A 22667-nucleotide genomic window follows, 5' to 3' on the forward strand; every position below is an offset into this window, starting at 1 on the left:
AATTACCCTGCAAAAGCGATCTTCAGGATGGCGAAAAGACAGAGCCCGCCAACCACGATCGCGAAAAATGTGTTGAGCATGAGAAGGGCGATCTTCGCGCCTTCACCGTGCACGTAATCCTCGATGATCACCTGCATGCCGAGCTTCATGTGGATCAGTCCCGAAAGCAGGACCAGGCCCATGACCACGGCGACGAAGGGGTTCGAAAGGGCCGAAACGACCTCCGCATGGGGAGCGCCGGCATAACGAACGAGGAAGATGACGAAGAAGATCAAGAGCGGAACGTTGGCGACTGCCGTGACGCGCTGGCGCCAGAAGTGGTCAGTGCCTTCCTTGGCGGAGCCGTAGCCGCGGACCTTGCTGAGAGGTGTGCGCATGTTCATGGTCCTGTCCCCTCAGTACCGCACGAGATAGCCGACCACCCAGATCAGCACGGTAAGCGCTACCGACCCGACGATCGTTGCCTTGGCCAGCTTGGTGGCGAAGTGCTTCTCGTAGCCGTAGCCGAGGTCCCACATGAAGTGGCGCAGGCCGCCGAGCATATGGTGCACCAGCGCCCAAGTGTAGCCGAAGAGCACCAGCTTGCCGAGAAGCGTGCCGAACAGCCAGCTGACCCAGTCGTAGTACGCTTCGCCGGACGCGGCGGCGATCAGCCACCAGGCAACGAGGATGGTGCCGAAGTAGAGCGCGCCGCCGGTAATGCGGTGCACAATGGACATCACCATTGTCGGGATAGGCTTATAGATTTGAAGATGCGGCGACAGCGGCCGGCTTCTTGTGACATCCGTCATCGGAACCTCACGGAAATGCCCGGATTCACGCCCAAAAAGTGGACGATTTTAGTCCGGTATCGCACCTGATTGTGCGCAATTCAGTCCTTCGGACCTTTAATCACCATATTGCTTAACGACAAGTGTGTTTGCAGTGCAAAATCAATTTAATCGATTAGACGAAAAGCGGCATTTTCAGGTCCGACCGAGACGTGGCGCCCAGTTAACGATACGGGCGAAAACCATAACCAAATCCGTGACTTTCCAGCGGAATTGCCCCAGAGTGCGGTTAACGATTTGTTAAGCGTTTTGCGGAGGACGGACAGAATGACTCTGTTGCGGGCATTCCATGCGACCAAAGTTCTAGCACTTGCGGGCCTGCTTGTCGCGACTGCCTGCCTGCCGGTGCGGGCGGGAGACTGGGGCGGGCCACGGGAAGTGCAGACGCGCACCCGACACATCAGGCTGTATTCGCATCGTTCCTTCAGTCGCCACGAGTTCGACCGCATGGGCTACGGCACAACGTACAGCCGCAATCGCCTGCCACGCAACCAGTGGGCCGCCGAGAACGGACCGCCAGAAGTCGAGACCCGGACCCGGCATATCCGCTTTCCCCGGTATCATCGTCCTTACGACAGGCAATATAGCGAACGCCTGCGCTATCGCGACGGCTGGGGGCGGGACCAGGCAGTGCGTAACATCTGGACATCAGGCGACCGCTATGATCATCGCCCGGATAGCTACGGCGGTGAACGGCTTGATATCTACGGCGGCGATGGCTTCCCGGACACGATCGGTAGCATCGGCACCTATGCCGGCGGCATTTCGGCCTATAGGGATCCCGGCAACGGCATCTACTTCAGCCAGGAGGGCAACTACAGCTACTATGACGACGGCCAGTTTACGCCGCCGCCGCAGGTGAAGCGCGCAAAGATCATCGTGATGTCGCCGAAAACGTTCAATCGCGCCTGCGCCTGGGAGCACGGCGTCTGCGTGATCCGGCGATAGCGGTGACGGCTCCCACCGAGGAGCCACCGGGCCTGCGCGCGGTCACACGCCCATGGCGCCGATGATGGCGCCCATCGCCGACAGCACCAGCAGCCAGTGCACGCCGTCGATCAGCGACAGGCTCCAGCCGAATCCCTGGTAGCGGTGATTGACGACCATGCTGGTTGCGACGAAACCGAGCCACAGGAAGAACGCGGAGACAATGCCGTTAAAAGCGGTGACCTGGCCCGGGCCGAGATGGCCGACGACACCGGCGACCATCGTCGCCATCACTAGTTCCGAGACAAAGGAAATCGCGAAAAGAACCGGCGACATCTGCGCCGTCGCGGGGTCGATGCGCGCCGCCTTCATCCAGGGTTTGCCGAGAACGCCGTAATAGCCGGCGCCAATGACGAAGGCCGCAATGGCGGCAATCAGCACCGCCAGATAGTTCATGCCCGCAAAAGCCATCTTCGTTCCCCTCATCCCCTTATCGTTTTTAGGAAGTTGGAAGCGAATGCGTTGCCGCTGTCAATCGGGCACGGAAGGAGCCGTTGATGCGCCGAACTGCCAGACCGTCGTGCGCTTGACCTCGCTGTCTTCAAGCGCCCTTGTGACCGGCACTTCGTAGGTCGCCAGCGCCGTCATCCTGTCGCGCGGACAATAGGAGCGGCCGGGATCGCCGACGATGACGGTCGCGCCGCCGGAGCTGAGCGCCGTAAACCAGGGCAGCAGGCGCTCGGCAAAGGACTTGTCGTAGAAGACGTCGCCGGCAAGGCAGAGGTCGGCGGCCAGATCGCGGCCGGTAATTTCCTCTGCGGTGTAGGCAATATCGACGCCGTTCAGTTCGGCATTGAGCCGCACCGCCGTCTCGGCCCAGGGATCGATATCGGCCGCAAGAACAGAAGCCGCCCCCGCCTTCATCGCGGCGATGGCGACCAGCCCGGAGCCCGAGGCAAAGTCGACGACGCGTCGGCCGCGAACGACCTCCGGATGATCGATGATATAACGCGCGAGCCCCTGCCCGCCGGCCCAGGCAAAGGCCCAGAACGGCGGCGGCAGACCGATTTCCTCCAGCTCCTCCTCGGTTTTCAGCCAGAGCTCATGCGCTTCCGTCGCCAGATGCAGCCGGATTTCCGGCACATGCGGCGGCGACAGAACGTCGGTGTTGGCGCGGATGAAGCTTTCGGGATCGGTCTTCAAGAAACACTCCGAGCGTGATCCGAAATGCGGGAGCCGGTTTTCGGATAAATCACGCGGAAAAACAAAGCTACCGTGGCGGACTGTCGAACCCGGCCATGCGGCAGACCTCGATCCATTCGTCCTCGGTGACCGGCTGGACTGAAAGGCGCATGCTGGTGACCAGCGCCATGTTGGCGAGCTTGGGGTTATCCTTGATCTCCTTCAGCGTCACCGGGCGCGGCACGTCGCGAACAGCGCGAATGTCGACGCAGTCCCAGCGGGCATCGCCCTCGGCGGTCGAATCCGGATGCGAAAGCGCGCAGACCTCGGTGATGCCGACGATTTCAAGCCCTTCGTTCGAGTGGTAGAAGAAGCCCTTGTCGCCGATCTGCATCGCCCGCATGTTGTTGCGTGCGAGGTAGTTGCGCACGCCGGTCCATTCGGTGCCCTTCGCGCCGGCATCCTTCTGCATCTGCCAGGACCACTTGAAGGGCTCGGATTTGTAAAGCCAGAATGCCATCGCGCCTCAAGCCTCCGGGTTGTTGAAGACCCAGTTGAAGGCCTTGATTTCGACGTTGGAGAACAGGCCGGCCTTGGCGTAGGGATCGGCTTCGGCGATGGCGCGCGCATCGTCGATCGTCTCGGTCTTGACGATCACCAGGCTTCCGGTCGGCTTGCCGTCGTCGCCGAGGAAGGGGCCGGCCATCTTCAGAATGCCCTTGGCATTGAGGTCGTTGAGATAGGCGACGTGATCCGGACGCGTGTCCAGCCGAAGCTGCAGCGCGCCTGATTTGTCGGTGCATTGAAGTGCGAAGAGCATGCTTCCTCCTGAGTTTTCGTTTGGCGCGGGATGCGGGCGGAAAACCGCTTAGCACTTTTCCTCATCCCGACGACCAGTTCATTCCTGGGTGATCGGACGGGACATCAATTGTTCAAGGGCGGTGCGCACATCGAGCTTGCCGTCGATGATGGCGGCGACCGCCTCGGTAATCGGCATCTCGACGCCAAGATCGCGGGCGACGCGGGCGGCGACCGAGGCTGCAAAGGCCCCCTCGACGAGTTCGCCCTGGCGTCCGCTACCGCGGCCATCCTTGCCGCGCGCAATACCGAAGCGCAGGTTGCGCGACTGGTGGCTGGTTGCCGTCAGCACGAGATCGCCGAGCCCCGAGAGGCCGCGAACGGTATCGGCATCCCCGCCTTCGGCGACGACGAAGCGGGACATCTCCGCAAGGCCGCGGGATATCAGTGCCGCCCGGGCGCTATCGCCCAAACCTGCGCCTTCGACGATGCCGCAGGCGATGGCAAGCACGTTCTTCAGCGCGCCGCCAAGCTGCACGCCGATGCGGTCTTCTGAAGGGTAGAGACGGAAGGTCGGGCCTGACAGAGCCTCCGCAAGTAGCGTCGCCGTGTCGTTGTCGGCGGCAGCGACCACCATCGCCGTCGGCAGCCCCTTGGCAATGTCAGCTGCAAAGCCGGGGCCGGAGAGCACGCCGATGCCGTGGCCCGGCAATTCTTCCGCCAGCACATCGGTCAAAAGACGCCCCGTTGCCTGCTCCATGCCCTTGGCGCAGGTGACGATCGTCGCCGCGGCATTGATCGACGGACCGTATTGCCGCGCCGCTTCGCGGTGTGCCTGCGATGGCATGACGAACAGCACGATCTCAGCGTCGCCAAGCACCGCAGCATCGGCGCTGTGCTTGAGCCCTGCCGGCAGGTCGATGCCCGGAAGGGCCCGTTCGTTACGGCCGGTCCGCCGGCATTCATCCGCGGTTTCCTCGCGCCGGGCGAGAAGGGTCACATCGCTGCCGTTGGCGGATGCGGCGACAGCGGCAAGCGCCGTGCCGAAGGCACCCGCTCCGACCACCACGATCTTCGGGTTGGTGTTCATATCCTGTCCATCATGCCCTGGCTGCTTTCCGTCATGCCTTGGCGCCGCGCTTGCCCGAACCAAGCAAGGTCTGCGCCTGTTGGTCGAGCGGCCAGCGCGAGCGCGGCGCGACATCGAGACCATCCGCCGGCAAACCGGCGGCAAACCGTTCGGCCCCCGCCCAGGCGATCATTGCGGCATTGTCGGTGCAAAGCTCAAGCGGCGGCGCGATGAAATCGAAGCCGTTCTTGTCGCAGAGCTCCTGGAGCGTTGCCCTGAGCACCTGGTTGGCGGCAACCCCGCCGGCAACGACCAGCGCCGGCTTTTCGACGGACGCGTGATCCGTCTTGAACCGCTTCAACCCGCGCCCGATCCGATCCTTGAGCGTGCGCGAGATCGCGCGCTGGAAGGAGGCGCAGATGTCGGCAATATCCTGGTCCGTCACCGGCTCCAGCGATTGCGCCGCCTGGCGCACCGCCGTCTTCAGCCCCGAAAACGAGAAATCGAGCCTGGCATCGCCGACCAGCGGGCGGGGAAACTCGAAGCGCTCGGCATTGCCGCTCCGCGCGGCGCGCTCGACGGCCGGGCCGCCGGGATAGGGAAGACCGAGCAGCTTGGCCGTCTTGTCGAAGGCCTCGCCGAGCGCATCGTCGATCGTCGTGCCCCAGCGCGCGTAGTCGCCGACACCCTTGACCAGGATCAGTTGCGTGTGACCGCCCGAGACCAGCAACATCAGATAGGGAAAACTCAGACCATCGGTGAGCCGCGCGGTCAGCGCGTGACCTTCCAGGTGATTGACGGCATAGAGCGGCTTGCCGGTCGCCCGCGCGATCGCCTTGCCCGTCATCAGTCCGACGATGAGGCCGCCAATCAGACCGGGACCACTTGTCGCAGCAATCGCATCGATGTCGTTGAGCGTCACTCCGGCGCGCAGCAGCGCCTCCTCGATCAGGGTGTCGAGCGCTTCGACATGGGCGCGCGCGGCAATCTCCGGAACCACGCCGCCATAGGCGCTATGCTCTTCCAGCTGGCTCAAGACGACGTCGCCGAGGATGCTTCCCCTGCCGTTTTCGTCGCGTAGCACGACGGAAGCCGCGGTTTCGTCGCAGCTTGTTTCTATGCCGAGGATGCGCATGGGCGGAGACATCAGGAACTACTCAAAGATTGCGGTCGCACCGAAAGGTGGGTACACGGAACTCCGGTAACAATGGATAGCCTTTGATGCAAACAAAACCTTTCCGGATCGGCACGCGTGGCAGCCCGCTGGCGCTCGCTCAAGCCCATGAAACGCGCGATCGCCTCGCGGCCGTGCATGGTCTGTCGCCGGAAATGTTCGAGGTTGTCATCCTTTCCACCAAGGGCGACCGCATCACCGATCGGTCGCTGGCCGAGATCGGCGGCAAGGGCCTGTTCACCGAGGAAATCGAGCAGCAGCTCCTGTCGGGCGAACTCGATTTCGCCGTGCATTCCTCGAAGGACATGCCGACCAAGCTTCCAGATGGCCTGTTTCTTTCCGCCTTCCTGCCGCGCGAGGACATTCGCGACGCCTTCATCGGCCGCACCGCACCCAGGCTCCTGGAATTGCCCGAAGGCGCGACTGTCGGCTCGTCGTCGCTGCGCCGGCAGGCGCTGATCCGGAGGCTCAGGCCCGACATCAACGTCATCACCTATCGCGGCCAGGTCGAGACGCGGCTGCGCAAGCTCGCCGAAGGCCAGGTCGATGCGACGCTGCTTGCCTATGCCGGCCTGAAGCGGCTCGGCATGGCCGACGTGCCGACAGAACTGCTCGACCCGGAAGAGTTTCCGCCGGCACCGGCGCAGGGCGCGATCTGTATCGAGAGTAGGATCGGCGACAAACGCGTCAACGACCTGCTCGCCGCCATCGACGATAGCAGAACCCATGAGGCGGTCGCCTGCGAACGCGGCTTCCTTGCGACGCTCGACGGCTCCTGTCGAACGCCTATCGCCGGCCTGGCGGTCTCGGATGGCACGCATCTGCGTTTCTCCGGCATGATCCTGACGCCGGATGGCAGCACCCATCACCGCATCACGGTCGAAGGCAAGGCTGCCGATGCCGAAGCCCTCGGGCAAAAGGCCGGCGAAGATATCCGCGCGTTGGCGGGACCGGGCTTCTTCTCGAGCTGGACCTGAGCCATGCGGCTGCTCGTGACCCGGCCGCAGCCCGCCGCCGAGGCTACGGCCCGCCGGTTGGAAGTCATGGGTCATCAGCCGCTGCTGTTGCCGCTGGCGCGGGCGGAACATTTGCCAGAGGCGGCACGGAAAGCACTCGAACTACCACATGCCGCAGTCGCGCTGACCAGTGCCGAAGCCGTACGGGCGTTGGCCGAACTTGGCGCCGATCTGGAGCCCTATAAAGCGGAACCCTGCTTCTGCGTCGGCGAAGCGACGGCCCGGGCGGCGCGCGATCTCGGCTTTACCTCGCTCCACACGGGAGAGGGAACCGGCAGGAGCCTTGCCGAAATGATCGCCGCCACGCTTACTGCATCGCGGGCGCCCCTCCTCTATCTCGCAGGCTCCCCCCGCTCCGACGGACTTGAAGCCACGCTACGGCAGCTTCGCATCGAGCATGTCACGGTCGAATGCTACCGGATGCAGCCGATCGCCCATCCGCCCAACATATTGGCGCGCCTGATATCGGCCGGCCGGCCGGACGCGGTGCTGCTCTATTCCCACGACACCGCGCGACGCTTCGCCGCGCTGCTTGTCGAAGCCGGCCTCAAGACCGCCGCTTTCTCTCCGCGCTATCTCTGCCTCAGCGCCGCCGTTGCCGGAGCGCTGCCGGATGGCGCACCGGTCGAGGTCGCAGCAAGACCCGACGAAGAAAGCCTTTTCAGCCTTCTCTAATGCAATTTCGATCAAAAACGGAACCAAAGGGGCTTTCCCTCACCGGCCAGCCTGACTAGGTTTGTTGCAAGAACCGACAGGCAACAACGGTAAGAGGTCACCATGGTATCGGAAAACCCGCCGCGCCGCTCGAAAGCCGAGAAAGAGCCGCTGACGATCGACCTTGAAGCGGAAAAGACCGTGACGGAAAATGCCGAAACGACGGCAAACCCCGCGGCAACCGCCGATGAACCGACCGAAATCCCCGAAGCCGATGGCGCAGCGGAAGCCCGCGTCGAAGAGGAAATCGAGGAACAGCGCGCCGATGCGGCAGCCGCCGCCTTCAACGAGGAGCCGCCGCATTTAAGCCGTGAGCCTGAAGCAAGCCCCGTGCAAAAACCGCCGTCCAATTCCGGTTCACTGGCAGCCGGGATCCTCGGCGGCCTGGTGACGCTGCTCGGCTTCGGCGTACTGCAATATGCCGGCTATGTGCCGGGGCTCGGCCCCGACCGCGGCACGTCTTCCACAGAGCTGACGCTTTCGAGCGAGATCCAGGCCCTGCGCGATCAGGTGGCCGGCATACAGGCGCCAACCACAACCGTCGACATTGCACCGCTCGAGAACCGCCTCGCCGCATTGGAACAGACGGCAGCACAACCGGGCGCCGGCGGAGTGGCGACCGGCGAGATGACGGCACTCAAGGCCGAAGTGACGAACCTCACCAAGGAGATCGCCGCGCTGAAATCAGGCCTTGCCGAAGCGCAGCAATCGGCAACGACGGCCAGAGCCGAACTGGCAAGCCGCATCGATTCCGCCGAACAGAAACTCAACGAACCCGCCAACGATATCCAGGTTGCCAAGGCCGTCGCCGTCACCGCGCTTAAGACCGCGATCGATCGTGGCGGGCCGTTCCTGGCTGAACTCGATGCGCTTCGCAGCATCGCCCCTGATGAAACGGCCGTCACCGCCCTCGCTCAGGATGCGACGACGGGCGTGGCAACGCGCGCCGACCTTCGCCGGGATTTTGCAACCACATCCAATACCATGCTCGACGCGCTTAATCAGCCGGACCCGAACGAGGGCATCTTCGATCGCCTCGTCTCCAGCGCCATGTCGGGCATTCGCGTGCGTCCCGTCGGCAGCGTCGAAGGCGACACGCCGGAGGCCGTCGTCGCCCGCATCGAGGACAAGCTGAACAACGGCGATCTTAAGGGCGCGGCATTGGAATGGGACGGTCTTCCGGCTGCGGCCAAGACCGCCGGTGAACCGTTCAAGGTCAAGCTTGACCAGCGTCTCCGGGTCGAAGGCATCATCGATGCGGCGGTCGCGGCAACGATGAACAAGTCCACCACCCAGGGCTGAGGAAGACAGACATGATCCGCATTTTGATCTTCATCCTGATCGTTCTGGGTCTCGGCCTCGGCTTCGCGTGGCTCGCGGATCGGCCGGGCGAACTGTCGCTCGTCTGGCAGGGCCAGCTCATCGAAATGAGCCTGATGCGCGCGGCATCGCTGCTGATCTCGCTGGTCGCCGCCGTGCTGATCGCCATCTGGCTGGTGCGCACCATCTGGCTGTCACCACACACCGTCACCCGCTATTTCCGCGCCCGAAAGCGCGACAGGGGCTACCAGGCACTGTCGACTGGCCTGATCGCCGCCGGCGCCGGCGACGCCAACCAGGCGCGCAAGATGACCGCCCGCACCCGCGGCCTGATCAGCGCCGACCAGGAACCGCTGATCCACCTGCTCGAAGCCCAGACGTTTCTGATCGAAGGCAAATACGACGACGCGCGCAAGAAGTTCGAACTGATGGCCGACGATCCGGAAACGCGCGAACTCGGCCTGCGCGGTCTCTATCTCGAAGCCAAGCGCCTCGGCGCACACGAGGCGGCGCGTCAATATGCCGAGCGGGCAGCCGAAAAAGCGCCGCACCTGCCCTGGGCGACACTGGCAACGCTCGACAGCCAGAGCCAGGCCGGACAATGGGATGAGGCACTGCGCTTGCTCGACCAGAGCAGGACAGCCCATGTGCTTGAGCGCAAGGAGGCCGACCGCAAGAAGGCCGTGCTTCTGACCGCCCGCGCCATGACGCGCCTCGACGGCGATGCCAAGGCGGCCCGCGACGACGCGCTTGCCGCGCTCAAGCTCGACGAAAATCTGGTGCCCGCCGCGCAGGTGGCGGCAAAGGCGCTGTTTCGCGAGGACAACCTGCGCAAAGGAGCATCGATCCTCGAAAAGGCCTGGAAACATGAGCCGCATCCCGATGTCGCCCGACTTTACGTGCGGGCACGCGGCGGCGACACGGCGGTCGACCGGCTGAAGCGGGCGAGAAAACTCGAATCGCTGCGCCCGAACAACGCGGTGGCCATGGCAGCCGTCGCCGAGGCAGCACTCGAGGCGCGAGAGCTTCTGCTTGCCCGCACCAAGGCGGAGGCCGCGGCCCGGCTGGAGCCGACCGAAAGCATCTTCCTGCTGCTTGCAGATATCGAGGAGGCCGACACCGAGGACGAGGGCCGCATCCGCCACTGGATGGCCCAGGCCCTGAAGAGCCCGCGCGATCCGGCCTGGACGGCCGACGGCGTCACTTCGCCGACCTGGCTGCCGGTCTCGCCGGTGAGCGGCCGGCTCGACGCCTTCGAATGGAAGGCACCGGCCCTGCAACTGGCCACACAGGTCGAGGATGGCCACCTGAGCGCCGATGAAGCGATCCGCAGCCTGCCTCCTGTCATGGCCGAGCACCATCCCGTAGCCCACGGCACGGCTCCGGCCAAACCGGTCGTCGATACGCCCGTGATCATCGAAGCCGCAGCCGAGACGCCGCGCGAGCGCACGGAGCCGATCAAGGTGGCGGAAGCGAAAAGACCTGCCCCGATCGTCGAGAAGACACGCGAGAAGGACGGCGCCTCCAATGGCGAGCCGGTTGCCGACCCGTTCTTCGGCCGTCCTCCGGATGATCCCGGCGTGCGGGAACCGGCTGTCGGCAAAAAAGTGTCGGAAAAGACCACTTTCCGATTGTTCTGAGTTTTGAGGCTGGGCGAAAACATGTTTGAACGCTTCCGGACGTTTCTTGAGGGCCTGACCGGCCCGACGACGCGGATCGAGAGGGGTGATCCGCGCGTGGCGGTCATCGCGCTCTGCATTCAGGTGATGGAGGCGGACGGCAAGATCCTCGCCTCCGAGCAGCGCAAGATGCGCGCCATCATCAAGCAGCACTATGAACTCGACGATGCAGCACTCGACGCGCTGGTCGAGGCCGGCAAGTCCGCCGAAAGCGAGGCGATCGACTTCTATCAGTTCACCGCCGAAGTGAAACGCCACCTCTCCGAGGAGCAGCGCATCGAATTGATCGGCATGCTCTGGGAGGTCGTCTACGCCGATGGCGAGCGCAGCGAGATGGAAGATCACGTGATCTGGCGGATCGCCGATCTTCTCGGCGTCTCCGGGCGGGACCGGGTTTTGAAGCGACGGGAGGTCGCGGCCAGGATCGATGCGGCGGAAGAAGGCGAACCGCAACAGGAAAGCTGAAATGCCGATAGCCGCCGAGACCGACAGGAAGCCCATCCTCATCGTCCTGCACCAGGAGCGATCGAGCGCCGGCCGTGTTGGCCAGATCCTCGCGCAGAAGGGTTTTTCCCTCGACATCCGTCGTCCGGCGCTTGGCGACGAGCTGCCACCGACGCTCGAGCACCACGGCGGCACGATCATCTTCGGCGGGCCGATGAGCGCCAATGACGAGGAGGATTTCGTCCGCCGCGAGATCGACTGGCTATCGGTGCCGCTCAAGGAAAACAAGCCCTATCTCGGCATCTGCCTGGGCGCGCAGATGCTGGCGCGCAACCTTGGCGGCAAGGTCGCGCCGCATCATGAAGGCATGACGGAAATCGGCTGGTACCCGCTGGTCGCCACCGACGCCGGGCGGGCACTGATGGACTGGCCTGACATGGTCTATCACTTCCATCGCGAGGGGTTCGATCTGCCTGCAGGTGCCGAGTTGCTGGCAACCGGCGAAACCTATCCGAACCAGGCCTTCCGCTATGGCGAAAACGCCTGGGGCATCCAGTTCCATGGCGAGCTGACACGCGCGATGATGCATCGATGGGTGGTGCACGGCGCGCACCGCTTCGAACTGCCCGGCGCCCAGATGGGCAAGGCCCATCTCGACGGGCGCATGCAGCACGATGCGCCGTTGCGCACCTGGATGGAAAATTTCCTCGATCTCATTTTCGTGCAGGCGGGCTCCAGGCAGGCGGCCTGACGCCAAGCTTTGCAGCTCGAACCCGCGCATTTCCTGGAAAGGCTCTAACGATGATGCTCCGGCACGTCGAGCGTGTCGATCTTGCGCAACTGCGGGAAGCCGAGCGCCCAGAGCGCTGACACCAGCAACGTGCCTGCGCCGCCGAAAGCGACGGCAAAGATTGCGCCAAAGCCGGATGCCATCATGCCGGCCCGGAACTCGCCGAGCTCGTTGGAGGCGCCGACGAACACCATGTTGACGGCATTGACGCGGCCGCGCAGCTCGTCCGGCGTCCACAGCGTGATCAGGATCTCGCGTACATAGACCGAAATCATGTCGGCAGCGCCCATGACCACCAGTGCAGCGATCGATATCCATGGCGTTGCCGACAGGCCGAAGACGACGGTGCCGAGGCCGAAGAGCGCGACGCCGGTGAACATGTAAAAGCCGGCGCGGTGGCGAATGGGGTGGGCGGCAAGCCACACCGCCATGCCGACGGCGCCAACGCCGGGGGCGGCGCGCAGCAAGCCTAGGCCCCATGGGCCAAGATCAAGGATATCGCGGGCAAAGACCGGCATCATCGCGACAGCGCCGCCGAGCAGCACCGCGAACAGATCGAGCGAGATCGCACCGAGCACCACCTTCTCCGCCTTGATATAGCGGAAACCGGCTGTGATCGTTTCCCAGCTCTGCACCGGTGCCTTGGAGCGCGCCGCCGGCTTGGGGATGGCAAACACCATCAGCGCCGCGGCGGCGAAGAAGCAGACGCCGACGGCATAGGGCGCAACGGAGCCGAAGCCATAGATCAGGCCGCCTGCAACCGGACCGACGATCATCGCCGTCTGCCACGAGGTCGAATTCCAGGCGATCGCATTGGGTAGATCTTCGGGCGGGACGAGATTGGGTGCCAGCGACTGCGAGGCGGGGGCGAGAAACGCCCGCTCGATGCCGAAGACGACCAGGATCGCATAAACAGGCCAGGGCGAGAAAAGCCCCGTGACCGTCAACGTGAGCAGCGCCACGGCACACAGCGTGCTGACGGCCATGCAGATGCCCATGATCATGCGCCGGTTATAGCGATCGGCAACTGACCCCGTGACCAGAATCAGCACCAGCGACGGCAGGAACTGGAAGAGCCCGATAAGCCCGAGGTCGAACGGATCGCGCGTCAGGTCGTAGATCTGCCAACCGACCGCGACTGAAATGATCTGAATGGCAAAGTAGGCAAGGAAGCGCGAGAAGAAATAGCGGCGATAACCGACATGCCGGAAGGCGGCAAAACGGTGGGTGGTATGAACGGCAGACATAGGGGAAACGCTCCTCGATGGTACCGATCTTTGTCCGATCCGCATTAAACATGATCGCGCACGGTAAATCGGCGTACTTGCTCGTTTAGGTCTCAATGTCTACATGTCTGTCAATAACGATTTGGAGACCGGCATGATTGCTGTCATCGGCACCTTGAACTTTATTATCAACATCGCGTGGTTTCTGATCATCGCGTCAGCCATCTTTTCGTGGCTCTATGCGTTCAACGTCATCAACGTGAACAACCAGGCGATCAACATGATCGGCCGCTCGCTCTACCAGCTGACCGAGCCGCTCTATCGTCCGATCCGCCGGGTCCTGCCCAATATGGGCGGCGTCGACCTTTCGCCGCTGGTCGTGCTGGTGATCCTCTATTTCATCCAGCTTTTCCTGAACACGACGATCGCGCCGGCGCTCCTGCGCTGATCCATTGACGCAGCAAGCGTTCACCGCCCACGGAGATCACGTGCGCGTCACCGTTCGACTGACACCGAACGGCGGACGCGACGGGATCGATGGGGTGGAGAGCGGCGCCGACGGGCAGGACCATCTCAAGGTCCGCGTGCGCGCCATTCCGGAAAAGGGCAAGGCCAACCAGGCCCTGATCGCCGTCCTCGCCAAAGAGATCGGCGTCGCCAAGAACCGCATTTCCTTCATCTCAGGCGAAACGCAGCGCAAAAAAATCCTCCGGATCGACGCCGACCCGGAGGATGTTTTGAAACGGCTTGCCGAACTGGTCGGCAAATAGCCAGATGCTTACTTCTTTTCGCCCTTGGCGCGCTCGACCGCTTCCTTGATCAGCTGCTTGGCGACGGAGGCATCCTTCCAGCCGAAAATCTTGACCCACTTGCCGGGCTCCAGATCTTTGTAGTGCTCGAAGAAGTGCTCGATCTGCTTGAGCGTGATTTCCGGCAGGTCGGTGTATTCATGCACCTTGTCGTAGCGCTGCGTCAGGTGACCCGACGGAACCGCGATGATCTTTTCGTCCTGGCCGGAATTGTCTTCCATCATCATCACGCCGATCGGGCGGACGTTGATGACGCAGCCCGGAACGAGCGGACGGGTGTTGCAGATCAGAACGTCGATCGGATCGCCATCATCGGAAAGCGTGTGCGGCACGAAGCCGTAGTTCCCCGGATAGGTCATCGGCGTGTAGAGGAAACGGTCGACGACGAGCGTGCCGGCTTCCTTGTCCATCTCGTACTTGATCGGATGGCCGCCAACAGGAACTTCAACGATGACGTTGACATCTTCCGGTGGATTCTTTCCGATGGAAATCGCATCGATACGCATGGAATACTCCCAGGGTCGGTTGAGAAATTTGCCCGTCGGATAAAGGGAAACATGCCGCGATGCAACATAACTTTCGTCCGGAGTGCAGATTCACCTTGCCAACCCGCCGTGACCTGAAGTTGATTGCATCAGAGGATTTCTCGTAAGGAGGGATTTTGGATGACCGCAAAGGCCGCATGTTTCCTTGCTGCAGCACTTGCCGCCACGCCGGTTCTGGCCAACGACAGCGTCTATTCGGATGTCAGCCGCGACAAGTGCACTATTGTGGAGGAAGTCGAAGGCATCTTCATGTCGATGACCTGTCCTGGCCCTGACGGCTACCCCGCCCACTTCAAGGAATCCGATATCCGGCAAAGCTTCTTCTTCGGGCATCTGAATGCGCGATACCTGAAGGAAGGTTTCGAAACCTTCGGCCCCTTCAACCACGCCGGCACGATGGTGGAGTGGCGCCTGAACAAGGACAAGGTGCCGGTATCGGCCATCCTGCGCTGGGTGATCGAGAACGGCGATCCGAAAACCGGCGAAGGCAACTCGGCCTATGACGGCCAGGTCCTGGTGATCTCAAAGGTTGCGCAGAAGGAAGACGGGATCGGCTGCGTCGCCGGCTATGTCGATGCACTCGCCAATCCGGATCCGAACACGCTCGCCCGCAAGATCGCCGACGACATTGCCCCGGGGTTCCGGTGCGGTATCGACGAAGCAGCCTACCATGGCAAGCGCGGTGAGAAGGCGAGCGGGTCGCGTCACCAATTGCCTACCGCGCCGCGCGTCAAATAGGAGGCGCAAAGGACGCTGTAGCGCTTTAAATTTGCTGCATAATTTTGTCCTTAAATCGGATCCGATTTAAGGAATTATGCAGGAGGTGACATCGAGGTCAGACGCAAGCAGGCGTCAGTTCCAGGCAAAGCCGATCTTCTTGAGGTGCTTGTCGCCGAAATCTTCCATGCCCTCGGCGATATCGCTGCCGCCAGCCCCCTGGAAGAACTGATAGGCGTTATCGCTGTCTTCGAGGCACCAGACGACCAGTCCCCTGCAGCCGAGCGACCGCAGCAGGCTCTTGGCTTCGCCGAAGAGAACCCGTCCAAGGCCGATGCCCTGATATTCCGGCCGCAGGTAGATCTCGTAGATTTCGCCTTCCTGCGGCAGCGCCTTGGCGCGGCTGAGGCCGAGGGTCGCATAGCCGGCAATCGTTCCGGCCACGTCGACGACCAGCAAGGTCGCCGGACCCCGCGTCGCCTTGCGCCACCAGACCTCGTCTCGACGATTGACCATCTGGACCAGGGGGCGGTGCGGAATGATGCCGCCATAGGCTTGTAGCCACGAAACGCGATGCACGTCGGCAATCGCCGACGCCTCTTGCGGTTCTCCAGGCCTGACCTCGATCGAAACAGTCTTCATGACTCACGACTCTAAACGCACACAGGGCGAACAGGAATCCCACCCGGGGGCCGCGTCGCGTTAACCCACAGGCAACTTTAACGGCATCCCATGGAAGGTTAACGCCTTTTTAACTTTATCCGCAAGCCGCCCCCCGCTGGCACACACAGCAAAAAACCCCGGATTGCTCCGGGGTTTCGCTAATCGCTCGCTTTTGTCGGTGGGCGCTTAAGCGGCGCCAGCCGTACGCGACTTCTCGAAGCGCTTACGGTCGTTCGAGTCGAGGTACATCTTGCGCAGACGGATCGACTTCGGCGTGACTTCGACCAGCTCGTCGTCCTGGATCCAGGACAGCGCGCGCTCGAGCGTCATGCGGATCGGCGGCGTCAGCTTGACGGCTTCGTCCTTGCCGGATGCACGCATGTTGGTGAGCTTCTTGCCCTTCAACACGTTGACTTCCAGGTCGTTGTCGCGCGTGTGGATGCCGATGATCATGCCGGCATAGACCTTCTCGCCGGCTTCGATGATCATCGGGCCGCGGTCTTCCAGGTTGAACATGGCGTAGGCGACCGATTCGCCGGCGTCGTTGGAGAGCAGCACGCCGTTGACGCGGCCGCCGATCTCACCCTTGTACTGCTGGTAGGCGTGGAACAGACGGTTCATGACCGCTGTGCCGCGCGTATCCGTCAGCAGTTCCGACTGGTAGCCGATCAGGCCACGGGTCGGTGCGAAGAACACCAGCCGGACGCGATTGCCGCCGGACGGACGAAGCTCGACCATCTCGGCCTTGCGTTCGGACATCTTCTGAACGACGACGCCGGAATGCTCTTCGTCGACGTCGATGACCACTTCTTCGATCGGCTCGAGCAGCTGGCCGTTCTCATCCTTGTGCATGACGACGCGCGGACGCGAGACGGCGAGTTCGAAACCTTCGCGGCGCATGGTTTCGATCAGAACCGCGAGCTGCAATTCGCCACGACCGGAGACGAAGAACGAATCCTTCTCGGAGGATTCCTCGATCTTCAGCGCGACGTTGCCTTCGGCTTCCTTGAACAGACGGTCGCGGATGACGCGGCTCGTCACCTTGTCGCCTTCGGTGCCGGCAAGCGGGCTGTCGTTGACGATGAAGGACATGGTGACGGTTGGCGGGTCGATCGGCTGTGCGGTCAGCGCTTCGGAGACCGACGGGTCGCAGAAGGTGTCGGCGACGGTGCCCTTGGTCAGGCCGGCGATCGCGACGATGTCGCCTGCATGGGCTTCTTCGATCGGCTGACGCTCGATGCCGCGGAATGCGAGGATCTTCGAGATACGGCCGTTTTCAAGCAGCTTGCCGTCCTGGCCGAGAACCTTGACCGGCTGGTTCGGCTTCAGCGAACCCGAATGGATGCGGCCGGTGATGATACGGCCGAGGAAGGGGTTTGCTTCCAGGATCGTGCCGATCATGCGGAACGGGCCCTCGCCGACCGTCGGCTCGGGAACGTGCTTGAGCACGAGGTCGAGAAGCGGTGCCATGCCCTGGTCCTTCGGGCCTTCAGGCGCGACGTTCATCCAGCCTTCACGACCCGAACCGTAGAGGATCGGGAAGTCGAGCTGCTCGTCGGTGGCGTCGAGGTTCGCAAAGAGGTCGAAGACTTCGTTGATGACTTCTTCGTGGCGTCCATCAGGACGGTCGATCTTGTTGATCGCGACGATCGGCTTCAGGCCGACCTTCAGCGCCTTGCCGACGACGAACTTCGTCTGCGGCATCGGGCCTTCGGAGGCGTCGACGAGAACGATGGCGCCGTCCACCATCGACAGGATGCGTTCGACTTCACCGCCGAAGTCGGCGTGGCCGGGGGTGTCGACGATGTTGATGCGCACACCCTTCCACTCGACCGACGTCGCCTTGGCAAGAATGGTGATGCCGCGCTCTTTTTCGATGTCGTTGGAGTCCATGACGCGTTCGGCAACGCGCTGGTTTTCGCGGAACGAGCCCGACTGCTTCAGAAGCTCGTCGACAAGGGTCGTTTTCCCATGGTCGACGTGCGCGATAATCGCGATGTTACGAATGCTCATTTTTCGTCTCGGAAGGTTTAGGGCACGCCCCAATGGGCCACGCCGCTTTTTCAATGGTCGGGCTCATACAGGTTTTTTTGCGATTGCGAAAGGGGGGCGCGCGCAAGAGCCCGGCTCCGAAGTCCCGACAGGCCATGGGTTTGCAACCGGAAAGGGTCGCGCCAACCGGGTTTGGAAAGGGTTCAACCAAAGCCAAAACGCTCATGCGACGGCGGCCGGGTCGAGCGTCACGCGCCACAATTCCTGGTCCTGCCGATCCATCAGCCGCACGGTCATCTGCTTGGTCTGGCCGTTGATATCGACGATGCCGAAGAACTGCAGCCCGGCTGATGGAGGCAGGTTGCTGTCCACACCTCCACCGGACGCCTTGATGAAGCGCACGTCCGGGCCGAACGTCATGTCCAGCTCCTTCGGACCATAGGTACCGGAATGCAAGGGACCGGAAACGAACTCCCAGAATGGCAGGAAATCCTTGAAGGCCGCCCGCGACGGATCGTAGTGATGCGCGGCCGTATAATGCACATCCGCCGTCAGCCACACGAGGTTGTCGATGGCATTGTCCCTGATGAAGCGGAGCAGCTCGGCAAACTCGGTTTCGCGACCCGTCGGTGGACCATTGTCGCCATTGGCGATTGCATCGGAACCACGCCGGTTGGCATAATCGTCCCAGACGACGAGACCAACAGGCATATCGCAGGCGATCACCTTCCAGACGGCGCGCGACGCGGCAAGCTCCCGCTTCAGCCAGTCCGCCTGGCGCCAGCCGAACAGGCCACCATCACCCTCCCCCTGGTTGGGCCCGCGATAGGACCGAAGGTCGACGAAGAAGACATCGAGCAGCGGACCGTAGGCAATCTTGCGGAAGATGCGGCCGGGCTGCGTCGGCGGCGTGCGGACCGGCGTCATCTCGTTAAAAGCGCGCCCCGCGCGCGCGGCGTAGACCGCAACGTCCTTTTCCGGATAGCGCGGATCGTCGCTGAGGTCTGTCGAGGCCGACCAGTTGTTCAGGACCTCGTGATCGTCCCACTGATAGAAGGTCGGGCAGACGGCGTTGAGTTCACGCACATGGTTGTCGAGCAGATTATACTTCCACTGGCCGCGATATTCCTCGAGCGTGCGCGCCACATCGCGCTTCTCATGCGTCACCACCCGGTTCTTCCAGATGCCGCCGTCGCGCAAGGCTATCTCGTCGGGAATGGGATTGTCGGCGTAGATCGTGTCGCCGGAATGGATGAAGAAGTCCGGCTCGTGCAGGCGCATGGTCGAATAGGTCTTCATGCCGACATCGTCGATGCCCCAACCCTGGCCGGCCGTGTCGCCGGACCAGACGAAGCGGACCGAGCGCTTGCGCAACGGCGCGGTGCGAAACCGCCCGACGACCGGCTCGGACACCCGGTTGATGTCGTAAAGATCGGTCGCGGTGAACCGATAGAAGATGTCCTGGTCCGGAAGCAGATCCTCCAGCGCACATTTGACCGCACAATCCGTCTGCGGTGTTGCGGTGAGTTCGGCGAGACGAACCGGATTGGAAAAGCTTTCGGTCGTCGAATAGTCGAGCGTCACCCGCGACGGCCTGTCGACCCGCGTCCACACCATGCCGGAACTCGTGTCGACATCGCCCGACTGCACCCCGTGGATGAATTCCGGACGGCCGTAGCCGCGGGCATAGAACGGTGTTGCAAGACCGGAGGACGCAACGAGGCCGGCAGCACCGGCAGACAGAAGGAAGGAACGGCGGGACAGCGTGGTGAGGATTTCGGCCAAACAAGCCTCCGGTTCGAGCCCTGCGAAAGCGGATTTCGCGTGCCGGACCTTTAGCTGTTCGTATGTCAGCGACTTAACAGTGGCGTGAAACTATTTGAACGGTTTCGCGACAATTCGGTGAATACAGGGCCTTCGAAGGTGGCTCGTCTTCGACGGCGACTGGGCCGGGCCGAAGGCAGTCGGACGTTTCTCGACCTGGGCGATCCGCCAGGGATCGAAGGCTGCCGGCTTCGAGACCATCGAACGCGCCTCGCACCAATCGATCGCCGCCGCACAGCGCAAATCTGCAAACCTGCGAAACTGCCTGCGCACTTTCGTCTATCGTCGGTTCATTCTCTGCGCGCATAAACCCTGCTGAATATCCACTTGCATGGAGGCGGTGCGGCGGGTGCAACCTCATGGCATTTGCCGCAAGCCCTGCTATGAAGAATCTCGTCCGCGGCCGCGGCCCCCCTTGCTGCGCTACGGACGAAACGCTTCAGCTCGCCGCCCGGCGACGTCAGATATCGGCAGGTTCCTTATCGTGTCCCATTCGAACACTCCCGTGCGTGATCACCTCGAACAGATCCTGAGCCGGCTCGATGCCCGTCGGGAGAACGAGAAGACCTATGTCAAGCTCTATGCCGACAGCGCCCGCATCGAGGCCGATGCCGCCGACCGCCGCCTTCAGGCCGGCGCCACGCTCGGACCGCTCGACGGCAAGATCGTTTCGATCAAGGATCTTTTCGACGTTGCCGGAGAACCGACGCTCGCCGGCTCGATCATCAAGCGCACGGCAGCCGTGCCGCAACAGGACGCCGTCGTGGTCAGGAGATTGCGCGCCGCCGGCGCCGTGATCGTCGGCAAGACCCATATGACCGAATTCGCCTTCACCGCGGTCGGCCTCAATCCCCATTATCCGGTTCCCGGCAACGCGACCGATGAAAGCCTGATCCCCGGCGGCTCGTCCTCGGGCGCGGCCGTGTCGGCGGCGGAAGGCACCTGCGATATCGCCATCGGCTCCGACACCGGCGGTTCCGTGCGCATCCCGGCGGCGCTGAACGGCCTCGTCGGTTTCAAACCGACCGCCAGCCGCGTGTCCCTCGACGGCGCCTTCCCGCTTGCCCCGAGTCTCGATTCTATCGGGCCGCTCGCCCACACGGTCAGCGACTGCGCAGCTGTCGATGCCGTCATGGCCGGCGAGCCGGTAACAGCGCTTGTTCCCCAGCCGATTGCCGGCCTGCGGATCGGCGTGCCACGCGGCCAGCTCCTGGCCGCGCTCTCAACCGAAATAGCCACACACTTTACGGCATGTCTCGACCGCCTCACTGCTGCGGGCGCCGACCTTGTCGATTGCGGTATCGACGACCTTATCGACCGGTTGAAGAAGGCGACCGCGATCGGCTCGATCGCCGGCCTCGAGGCGAGCCGTCTGCATGCCGACTGGCTTTCGGATCACGACGCACCGGTCGACATCAGGGTTTCATCGACGCTTCGACGTCGTTTGCTGACGCCGCAGGCAGCACTAGATGCGCTGTTGGAAACGAGAGCAGGCCTAGCAAGTGCCATGGACGATCGGCTCTCCGCCTACGATCTCATCGTCTTGCCGACGACGCCGATCGCCGCAGTGCCGATCGCCTCCGTGGAGGCGAATGAGGCAGAATATGATCGCGTCGAGGGCTTGCTCTTGCGCAACTGCCAGGTCGCAAACCAGTTCGATCTCACGGCCATAACCTTGCCGATGCCGGGGCCGAGCCGCCCGGCTGGCCTGATGTTGGTGGGCAGGAACGGAACGGACGGGACGCTGCTGGCGGTAGCGGCCTCGGTCGAGGCGCTGTTACGGGAAAGGTGATGCGTCCGGTTCGACCCGAACCAAACCCCGGCACATAATCAGTTGAGGGCGCTCACGCGAGGGCGCCCGTATCGTATATATGAAGCCTGGCCAGCGAACCGAACGGCTTTGCAGTTGGCGGCCAGTTGCAAAGCCCACGCCTGTGCTTGCATAGCGAACTGGGCCTCGCCGTCTCGCCTCAGTGCATCGTTTCGCCGGAAACCTCGTCGCGAAGGATGCGGAACGCATCCTCGAGTGCTGCGACCAGCACATTGGTTAGCTCTTCGCCGTCATTGTTCGTGAGGTAGAGGGCAACGGCCGAATCCTGCGGATCGGTATAATGCTCGATATCGCTTGACATATCATCGTCCTTTGTTCGCCGTGTCACATCCCGGCTCTTGGCGCGATGGTATAAAGCCCGACTTGTGCAAAGCTTGACGGGCAGAGCTTTGCATGACGCTCTGGTCGCGGCTTGGCATCGGGCTCGGCCTCTCGAAACAAGTGGCCCGATATACGCGGCTTGGCGGCATCGCCTTTTTACTCGCCCTCGCCCGCGCGGCGCGCTAGAGGACGCAGGAGATGAACGTCGGAACTGAAAATGTCGAAAAAGCCGAAGCGCGATAACGCCCATTATGAGCAGCGGTTGAAGGCCGAGTTCCCGGACATCCACAGTGATGTGCTCACCGGCAGGATCTCCTCGCTTCGCAAGGCTCTCGTCATCGCCGGCCTGAAGCCGCAGCGGACCCGCCTTGAGAAACTCAAGAATTCGTGGGCAAAGGCCACCCCTGGCGAGCGCGACGGCTTCCTGACCTGGCTGGCGATATCAGGCGTGTTGCCTGTTGCCACTCCAGTTCCGCCCACGGCCGCCGTGCCTTCTCCCATACCCGCAGGTGCCCCCATCGCCAGCGGACGTTACCTGCTTCCCTCCACGATCACCCGGATCAAGGCGATCATGGCAAAGCAACGCCTGAAGCCCGACGACGTCATGCACGAGATGGGTTTTTTGTCCGATGGACAGTCCCTTGCCCGAGCGCTTGCCAAGAACGCAAGCCTGAGGCTCGCGGTGATTGCCGGGCTGGAGGCGTGGCTGCGCACGCATGAAGAGTGACATCGTCATCGCAGCGGTATCCCTGGACTACAGCGCCGCGCGTCTTTATTACACGCGCAAATGTCGCTG

26 protein-coding genes are annotated in these 22667 nt (G+C 62.8%); 12 read left to right on the plus strand and 14 right to left on the minus strand.

Annotated elements, in window-relative coordinates; translation table 11 throughout:
• Positions 1 to 2: 2 nt before the first annotated feature.
• Both sdhD and sdhC read right to left on the minus strand, forming a co-directional pair.
• The gene (gene sdhD / locus ASD02_RS34100) at positions 3 to 383 is read right to left on the minus strand and encodes a succinate dehydrogenase, hydrophobic membrane anchor protein (protein WP_025425091.1); all 381 of its coding nucleotides are present in this window, start codon (positions 381 to 383) and stop codon (positions 3 to 5) included.
• 12 nt (positions 384 to 395) lie between these two features.
• The gene (gene sdhC / locus ASD02_RS34105) at positions 396 to 791 is read right to left on the minus strand and encodes a succinate dehydrogenase, cytochrome b556 subunit (RefSeq protein ID WP_025425092.1); all 396 of its coding nucleotides are present in this window, start codon (positions 789 to 791) and stop codon (positions 396 to 398) included.
• Between the two features lie 306 nt (positions 792 to 1097).
• Here sdhC and ASD02_RS34110 point away from each other — a divergent pair, with 306 nt between their 5' ends.
• Positions 1098 to 1778 carry a hypothetical protein gene (locus tag ASD02_RS34110; RefSeq protein ID WP_057221794.1) on the plus strand — a complete coding sequence of 227 codons (681 nt, stop codon included), beginning with the start codon at positions 1098 to 1100 and terminating at the stop codon, positions 1776 to 1778.
• Between the two features lie 42 nt (positions 1779 to 1820).
• On the opposite strand, the gene ASD02_RS34115 is transcribed toward ASD02_RS34110, so the two are convergent.
• The 6 genes from ASD02_RS34115 to tsaD all read right to left on the minus strand — a co-directional run bounded on the left by ASD02_RS34115 (position 1821) and on the right by tsaD (position 5953).
• Positions 1821 to 2228 carry a DUF1761 domain-containing protein gene (locus ASD02_RS34115; RefSeq protein WP_057221795.1) on the minus strand — a complete coding sequence of 136 codons (408 nt, stop codon included), beginning with the start codon at positions 2226 to 2228 and terminating at the stop codon, positions 1821 to 1823.
• Positions 2229 to 2288: 60 nt separating this feature from the next.
• A complete protein-coding gene (locus ASD02_RS34120; protein WP_057221796.1) occupies positions 2289 to 2960 on the minus strand; it encodes a methyltransferase in 672 nt (223 codons plus the stop codon).
• Positions 2961 to 3027: 67 nt separating this feature from the next.
• A complete protein-coding gene (locus tag ASD02_RS34125; RefSeq protein ID WP_025425096.1) occupies positions 3028 to 3459 on the minus strand; it encodes an EVE domain-containing protein in 432 nt (143 codons plus the stop codon).
• A gap of 6 nt (positions 3460 to 3465) precedes the next feature.
• Positions 3466 to 3759: a YciI-like protein gene (locus ASD02_RS34130; protein ID WP_025425097.1), complete on the minus strand. Its 294-nt coding sequence runs from the start codon at positions 3757 to 3759 to the stop codon at positions 3466 to 3468.
• A 78-nt stretch (positions 3760 to 3837) separates the two neighbouring features.
• Positions 3838 to 4827, minus strand: coding sequence for an NAD(P)H-dependent glycerol-3-phosphate dehydrogenase (locus ASD02_RS34135; protein WP_057221797.1), 990 nt, complete (start codon positions 4825 to 4827; stop codon positions 3838 to 3840).
• A gap of 31 nt (positions 4828 to 4858) precedes the next feature.
• On the minus strand, positions 4859 to 5953 hold the full coding sequence (gene tsaD / locus ASD02_RS34140; RefSeq protein WP_057221798.1) for a tRNA (adenosine(37)-N6)-threonylcarbamoyltransferase complex transferase subunit TsaD: 1095 nt from the start codon (positions 5951 to 5953) through the stop codon (positions 4859 to 4861).
• A 74-nt stretch (positions 5954 to 6027) separates the two neighbouring features.
• Between tsaD and hemC the strand changes: the two genes are divergently transcribed.
• The 6 genes from hemC (at position 6028) to ASD02_RS34170 (ending at position 11904) form a co-directional block, all read left to right on the plus strand.
• On the plus strand, positions 6028 to 6957 hold the full coding sequence (gene hemC / locus ASD02_RS34145; protein WP_057221799.1) for a hydroxymethylbilane synthase: 930 nt from the start codon (positions 6028 to 6030) through the stop codon (positions 6955 to 6957).
• Between the two features lie 3 nt (positions 6958 to 6960).
• Positions 6961 to 7671, plus strand: coding sequence for a uroporphyrinogen-III synthase (locus ASD02_RS34150; RefSeq protein ID WP_057221800.1), 711 nt, complete (start codon positions 6961 to 6963; stop codon positions 7669 to 7671).
• Positions 7672 to 7773: 102 nt separating this feature from the next.
• Positions 7774 to 9012 (plus strand): COG4223 family protein, encoded by a 1239-nt coding sequence (locus ASD02_RS34155; protein WP_025425102.1) that lies wholly within the window; start codon positions 7774 to 7776, stop codon positions 9010 to 9012.
• Between the two features lie 11 nt (positions 9013 to 9023).
• A complete protein-coding gene (locus tag ASD02_RS34160; protein WP_057221801.1) occupies positions 9024 to 10670 on the plus strand; it encodes a heme biosynthesis protein HemY in 1647 nt (548 codons plus the stop codon).
• Positions 10671 to 10691: 21 nt separating this feature from the next.
• The gene (locus tag ASD02_RS34165) at positions 10692 to 11174 is read left to right on the plus strand and encodes a TerB family tellurite resistance protein (RefSeq protein WP_025425104.1); all 483 of its coding nucleotides are present in this window, start codon (positions 10692 to 10694) and stop codon (positions 11172 to 11174) included.
• A 1-nt stretch (position 11175) separates the two neighbouring features.
• The gene (locus ASD02_RS34170; protein ID WP_025425105.1) at positions 11176 to 11904 is read left to right on the plus strand and encodes a glutamine amidotransferase; all 729 of its coding nucleotides are present in this window, start codon (positions 11176 to 11178) and stop codon (positions 11902 to 11904) included.
• A gap of 44 nt (positions 11905 to 11948) precedes the next feature.
• Here the strand turns inward: ASD02_RS34170 and ASD02_RS34175 are convergent, their stop codons facing one another.
• Positions 11949 to 13190 carry an MFS transporter gene (locus tag ASD02_RS34175; protein WP_057221802.1) on the minus strand — a complete coding sequence of 414 codons (1242 nt, stop codon included), beginning with the start codon at positions 13188 to 13190 and terminating at the stop codon, positions 11949 to 11951.
• Between the two features lie 133 nt (positions 13191 to 13323).
• Between ASD02_RS34175 and ASD02_RS34180 the strand changes: the two genes are divergently transcribed.
• Complete coding sequence (locus tag ASD02_RS34180; protein ID WP_025425107.1) at positions 13324 to 13617, plus strand: YggT family protein; 294 nt, start codon at positions 13324 to 13326, stop codon at positions 13615 to 13617.
• 4 nt (positions 13618 to 13621) lie between these two features.
• Positions 13622 to 13939, plus strand: a complete 318-nt coding sequence (locus ASD02_RS34185; RefSeq protein ID WP_025425108.1) for a DUF167 domain-containing protein — start codon at positions 13622 to 13624, stop codon at positions 13937 to 13939.
• A gap of 8 nt (positions 13940 to 13947) precedes the next feature.
• Here ASD02_RS34185 and ppa read toward each other — a convergent pair whose 3' ends face one another.
• A complete protein-coding gene (ppa, locus tag ASD02_RS34190; protein ID WP_025425109.1) occupies positions 13948 to 14484 on the minus strand; it encodes an inorganic diphosphatase in 537 nt (178 codons plus the stop codon).
• Between the two features lie 159 nt (positions 14485 to 14643).
• On the opposite strand from ppa, the gene ASD02_RS34195 reads away from it, so the two are divergent.
• Positions 14644 to 15261 carry a hypothetical protein gene (locus tag ASD02_RS34195; protein ID WP_025425110.1) on the plus strand — a complete coding sequence of 206 codons (618 nt, stop codon included), beginning with the start codon at positions 14644 to 14646 and terminating at the stop codon, positions 15259 to 15261.
• A gap of 114 nt (positions 15262 to 15375) precedes the next feature.
• Here the strand turns inward: ASD02_RS34195 and ASD02_RS34200 are convergent, their stop codons facing one another.
• The 3 genes from ASD02_RS34200 to ASD02_RS34210 all read right to left on the minus strand — a co-directional run bounded on the left by ASD02_RS34200 (position 15376) and on the right by ASD02_RS34210 (position 19680).
• Complete coding sequence (locus ASD02_RS34200; protein ID WP_025425111.1) at positions 15376 to 15882, minus strand: GNAT family N-acetyltransferase; 507 nt, start codon at positions 15880 to 15882, stop codon at positions 15376 to 15378.
• Between the two features lie 207 nt (positions 15883 to 16089).
• Complete coding sequence (gene typA / locus ASD02_RS34205) at positions 16090 to 17916, minus strand: translational GTPase TypA (protein WP_025425112.1); 1827 nt, start codon at positions 17914 to 17916, stop codon at positions 16090 to 16092.
• A 201-nt stretch (positions 17917 to 18117) separates the two neighbouring features.
• Entirely contained in the window at positions 18118 to 19680 is a 1563-nt protein-coding gene (locus ASD02_RS34210) for an alkaline phosphatase (RefSeq protein WP_025425113.1), read from the minus strand.
• A gap of 523 nt (positions 19681 to 20203) precedes the next feature.
• Between ASD02_RS34210 and ASD02_RS34220 the strand changes: the two genes are divergently transcribed.
• Positions 20204 to 21511, plus strand: coding sequence for an amidase (locus ASD02_RS34220; RefSeq protein WP_057221815.1), 1308 nt, complete (start codon positions 20204 to 20206; stop codon positions 21509 to 21511).
• 178 nt (positions 21512 to 21689) lie between these two features.
• Here the strand turns inward: ASD02_RS34220 and ASD02_RS39350 are convergent, their stop codons facing one another.
• Positions 21690 to 21851, minus strand: coding sequence for a hypothetical protein (locus tag ASD02_RS39350; RefSeq protein WP_164474930.1), 162 nt, complete (start codon positions 21849 to 21851; stop codon positions 21690 to 21692).
• A 237-nt stretch (positions 21852 to 22088) separates the two neighbouring features.
• Between ASD02_RS39350 and ASD02_RS34225 the strand changes: the two genes are divergently transcribed.
• Positions 22089 to 22598, plus strand: a complete 510-nt coding sequence (locus ASD02_RS34225; protein WP_025425116.1) for a hypothetical protein — start codon at positions 22089 to 22091, stop codon at positions 22596 to 22598.
• Positions 22599 to 22667: the final 69 nt, after the last annotated feature.

This window comes from Ensifer sp. Root1252 (assembly GCF_001425885.1).
Taxonomy (GTDB): domain Bacteria; phylum Pseudomonadota; class Alphaproteobacteria; order Rhizobiales; family Rhizobiaceae; genus Ensifer; species Ensifer canadensis.

Bases quoted from the DNA above. Each gene is read 5' to 3' on its own strand.
- ASD02_RS34155 (WP_025425102.1), top strand. From the start codon at position 7,774: ATGGTATCGGAAAACCCGCCGCGCCGCTCGAAAGCCGAGAAAGAGCCG.
- ASD02_RS39350 (WP_164474930.1), bottom strand. From the start codon at position 21,851: ATGTCAAGCGATATCGAGCATTATACCGATCCGCAGGATTCGGCCGTT.
- ASD02_RS34135 (WP_057221797.1), bottom strand. From the start codon at position 4,827: ATGAACACCAACCCGAAGATCGTGGTGGTCGGAGCGGGTGCCTTCGGC.
- ASD02_RS34115 (WP_057221795.1), bottom strand. From the start codon at position 2,228: ATGGCTTTTGCGGGCATGAACTATCTGGCGGTGCTGATTGCCGCCATT.
- sdhD (WP_025425091.1), bottom strand. From the start codon at position 383: ATGAACATGCGCACACCTCTCAGCAAGGTCCGCGGCTACGGCTCCGCC.
- ppa (WP_025425109.1), bottom strand. From the start codon at position 14,484: ATGCGTATCGATGCGATTTCCATCGGAAAGAATCCACCGGAAGATGTC.
- ASD02_RS34110 (WP_057221794.1), top strand. From the start codon at position 1,098: ATGACTCTGTTGCGGGCATTCCATGCGACCAAAGTTCTAGCACTTGCG.
- ASD02_RS34175 (WP_057221802.1), bottom strand. From the start codon at position 13,190: ATGTCTGCCGTTCATACCACCCACCGTTTTGCCGCCTTCCGGCATGTC.
- ASD02_RS34170 (WP_025425105.1), top strand. From the start codon at position 11,176: ATGCCGATAGCCGCCGAGACCGACAGGAAGCCCATCCTCATCGTCCTG.
- ASD02_RS34200 (WP_025425111.1), bottom strand. From the start codon at position 15,882: ATGAAGACTGTTTCGATCGAGGTCAGGCCTGGAGAACCGCAAGAGGCG.
- ASD02_RS34195 (WP_025425110.1), top strand. From the start codon at position 14,644: ATGACCGCAAAGGCCGCATGTTTCCTTGCTGCAGCACTTGCCGCCACG.
- ASD02_RS34125 (WP_025425096.1), bottom strand. From the start codon at position 3,459: ATGGCATTCTGGCTTTACAAATCCGAGCCCTTCAAGTGGTCCTGGCAG.
- ASD02_RS34150 (WP_057221800.1), top strand. From the start codon at position 6,961: ATGCGGCTGCTCGTGACCCGGCCGCAGCCCGCCGCCGAGGCTACGGCC.
- hemC (WP_057221799.1), top strand. From the start codon at position 6,028: ATGCAAACAAAACCTTTCCGGATCGGCACGCGTGGCAGCCCGCTGGCG.
- ASD02_RS34160 (WP_057221801.1), top strand. From the start codon at position 9,024: ATGATCCGCATTTTGATCTTCATCCTGATCGTTCTGGGTCTCGGCCTC.
- ASD02_RS34130 (WP_025425097.1), bottom strand. From the start codon at position 3,759: ATGCTCTTCGCACTTCAATGCACCGACAAATCAGGCGCGCTGCAGCTT.
- tsaD (WP_057221798.1), bottom strand. From the start codon at position 5,953: ATGTCTCCGCCCATGCGCATCCTCGGCATAGAAACAAGCTGCGACGAA.
- ASD02_RS34165 (WP_025425104.1), top strand. From the start codon at position 10,692: ATGTTTGAACGCTTCCGGACGTTTCTTGAGGGCCTGACCGGCCCGACG.
- ASD02_RS34180 (WP_025425107.1), top strand. From the start codon at position 13,324: ATGATTGCTGTCATCGGCACCTTGAACTTTATTATCAACATCGCGTGG.
- sdhC (WP_025425092.1), bottom strand. From the start codon at position 791: ATGACGGATGTCACAAGAAGCCGGCCGCTGTCGCCGCATCTTCAAATC.
- typA (WP_025425112.1), bottom strand. From the start codon at position 17,916: ATGAGCATTCGTAACATCGCGATTATCGCGCACGTCGACCATGGGAAA.
- ASD02_RS34225 (WP_025425116.1), top strand. From the start codon at position 22,089: ATGTCGAAAAAGCCGAAGCGCGATAACGCCCATTATGAGCAGCGGTTG.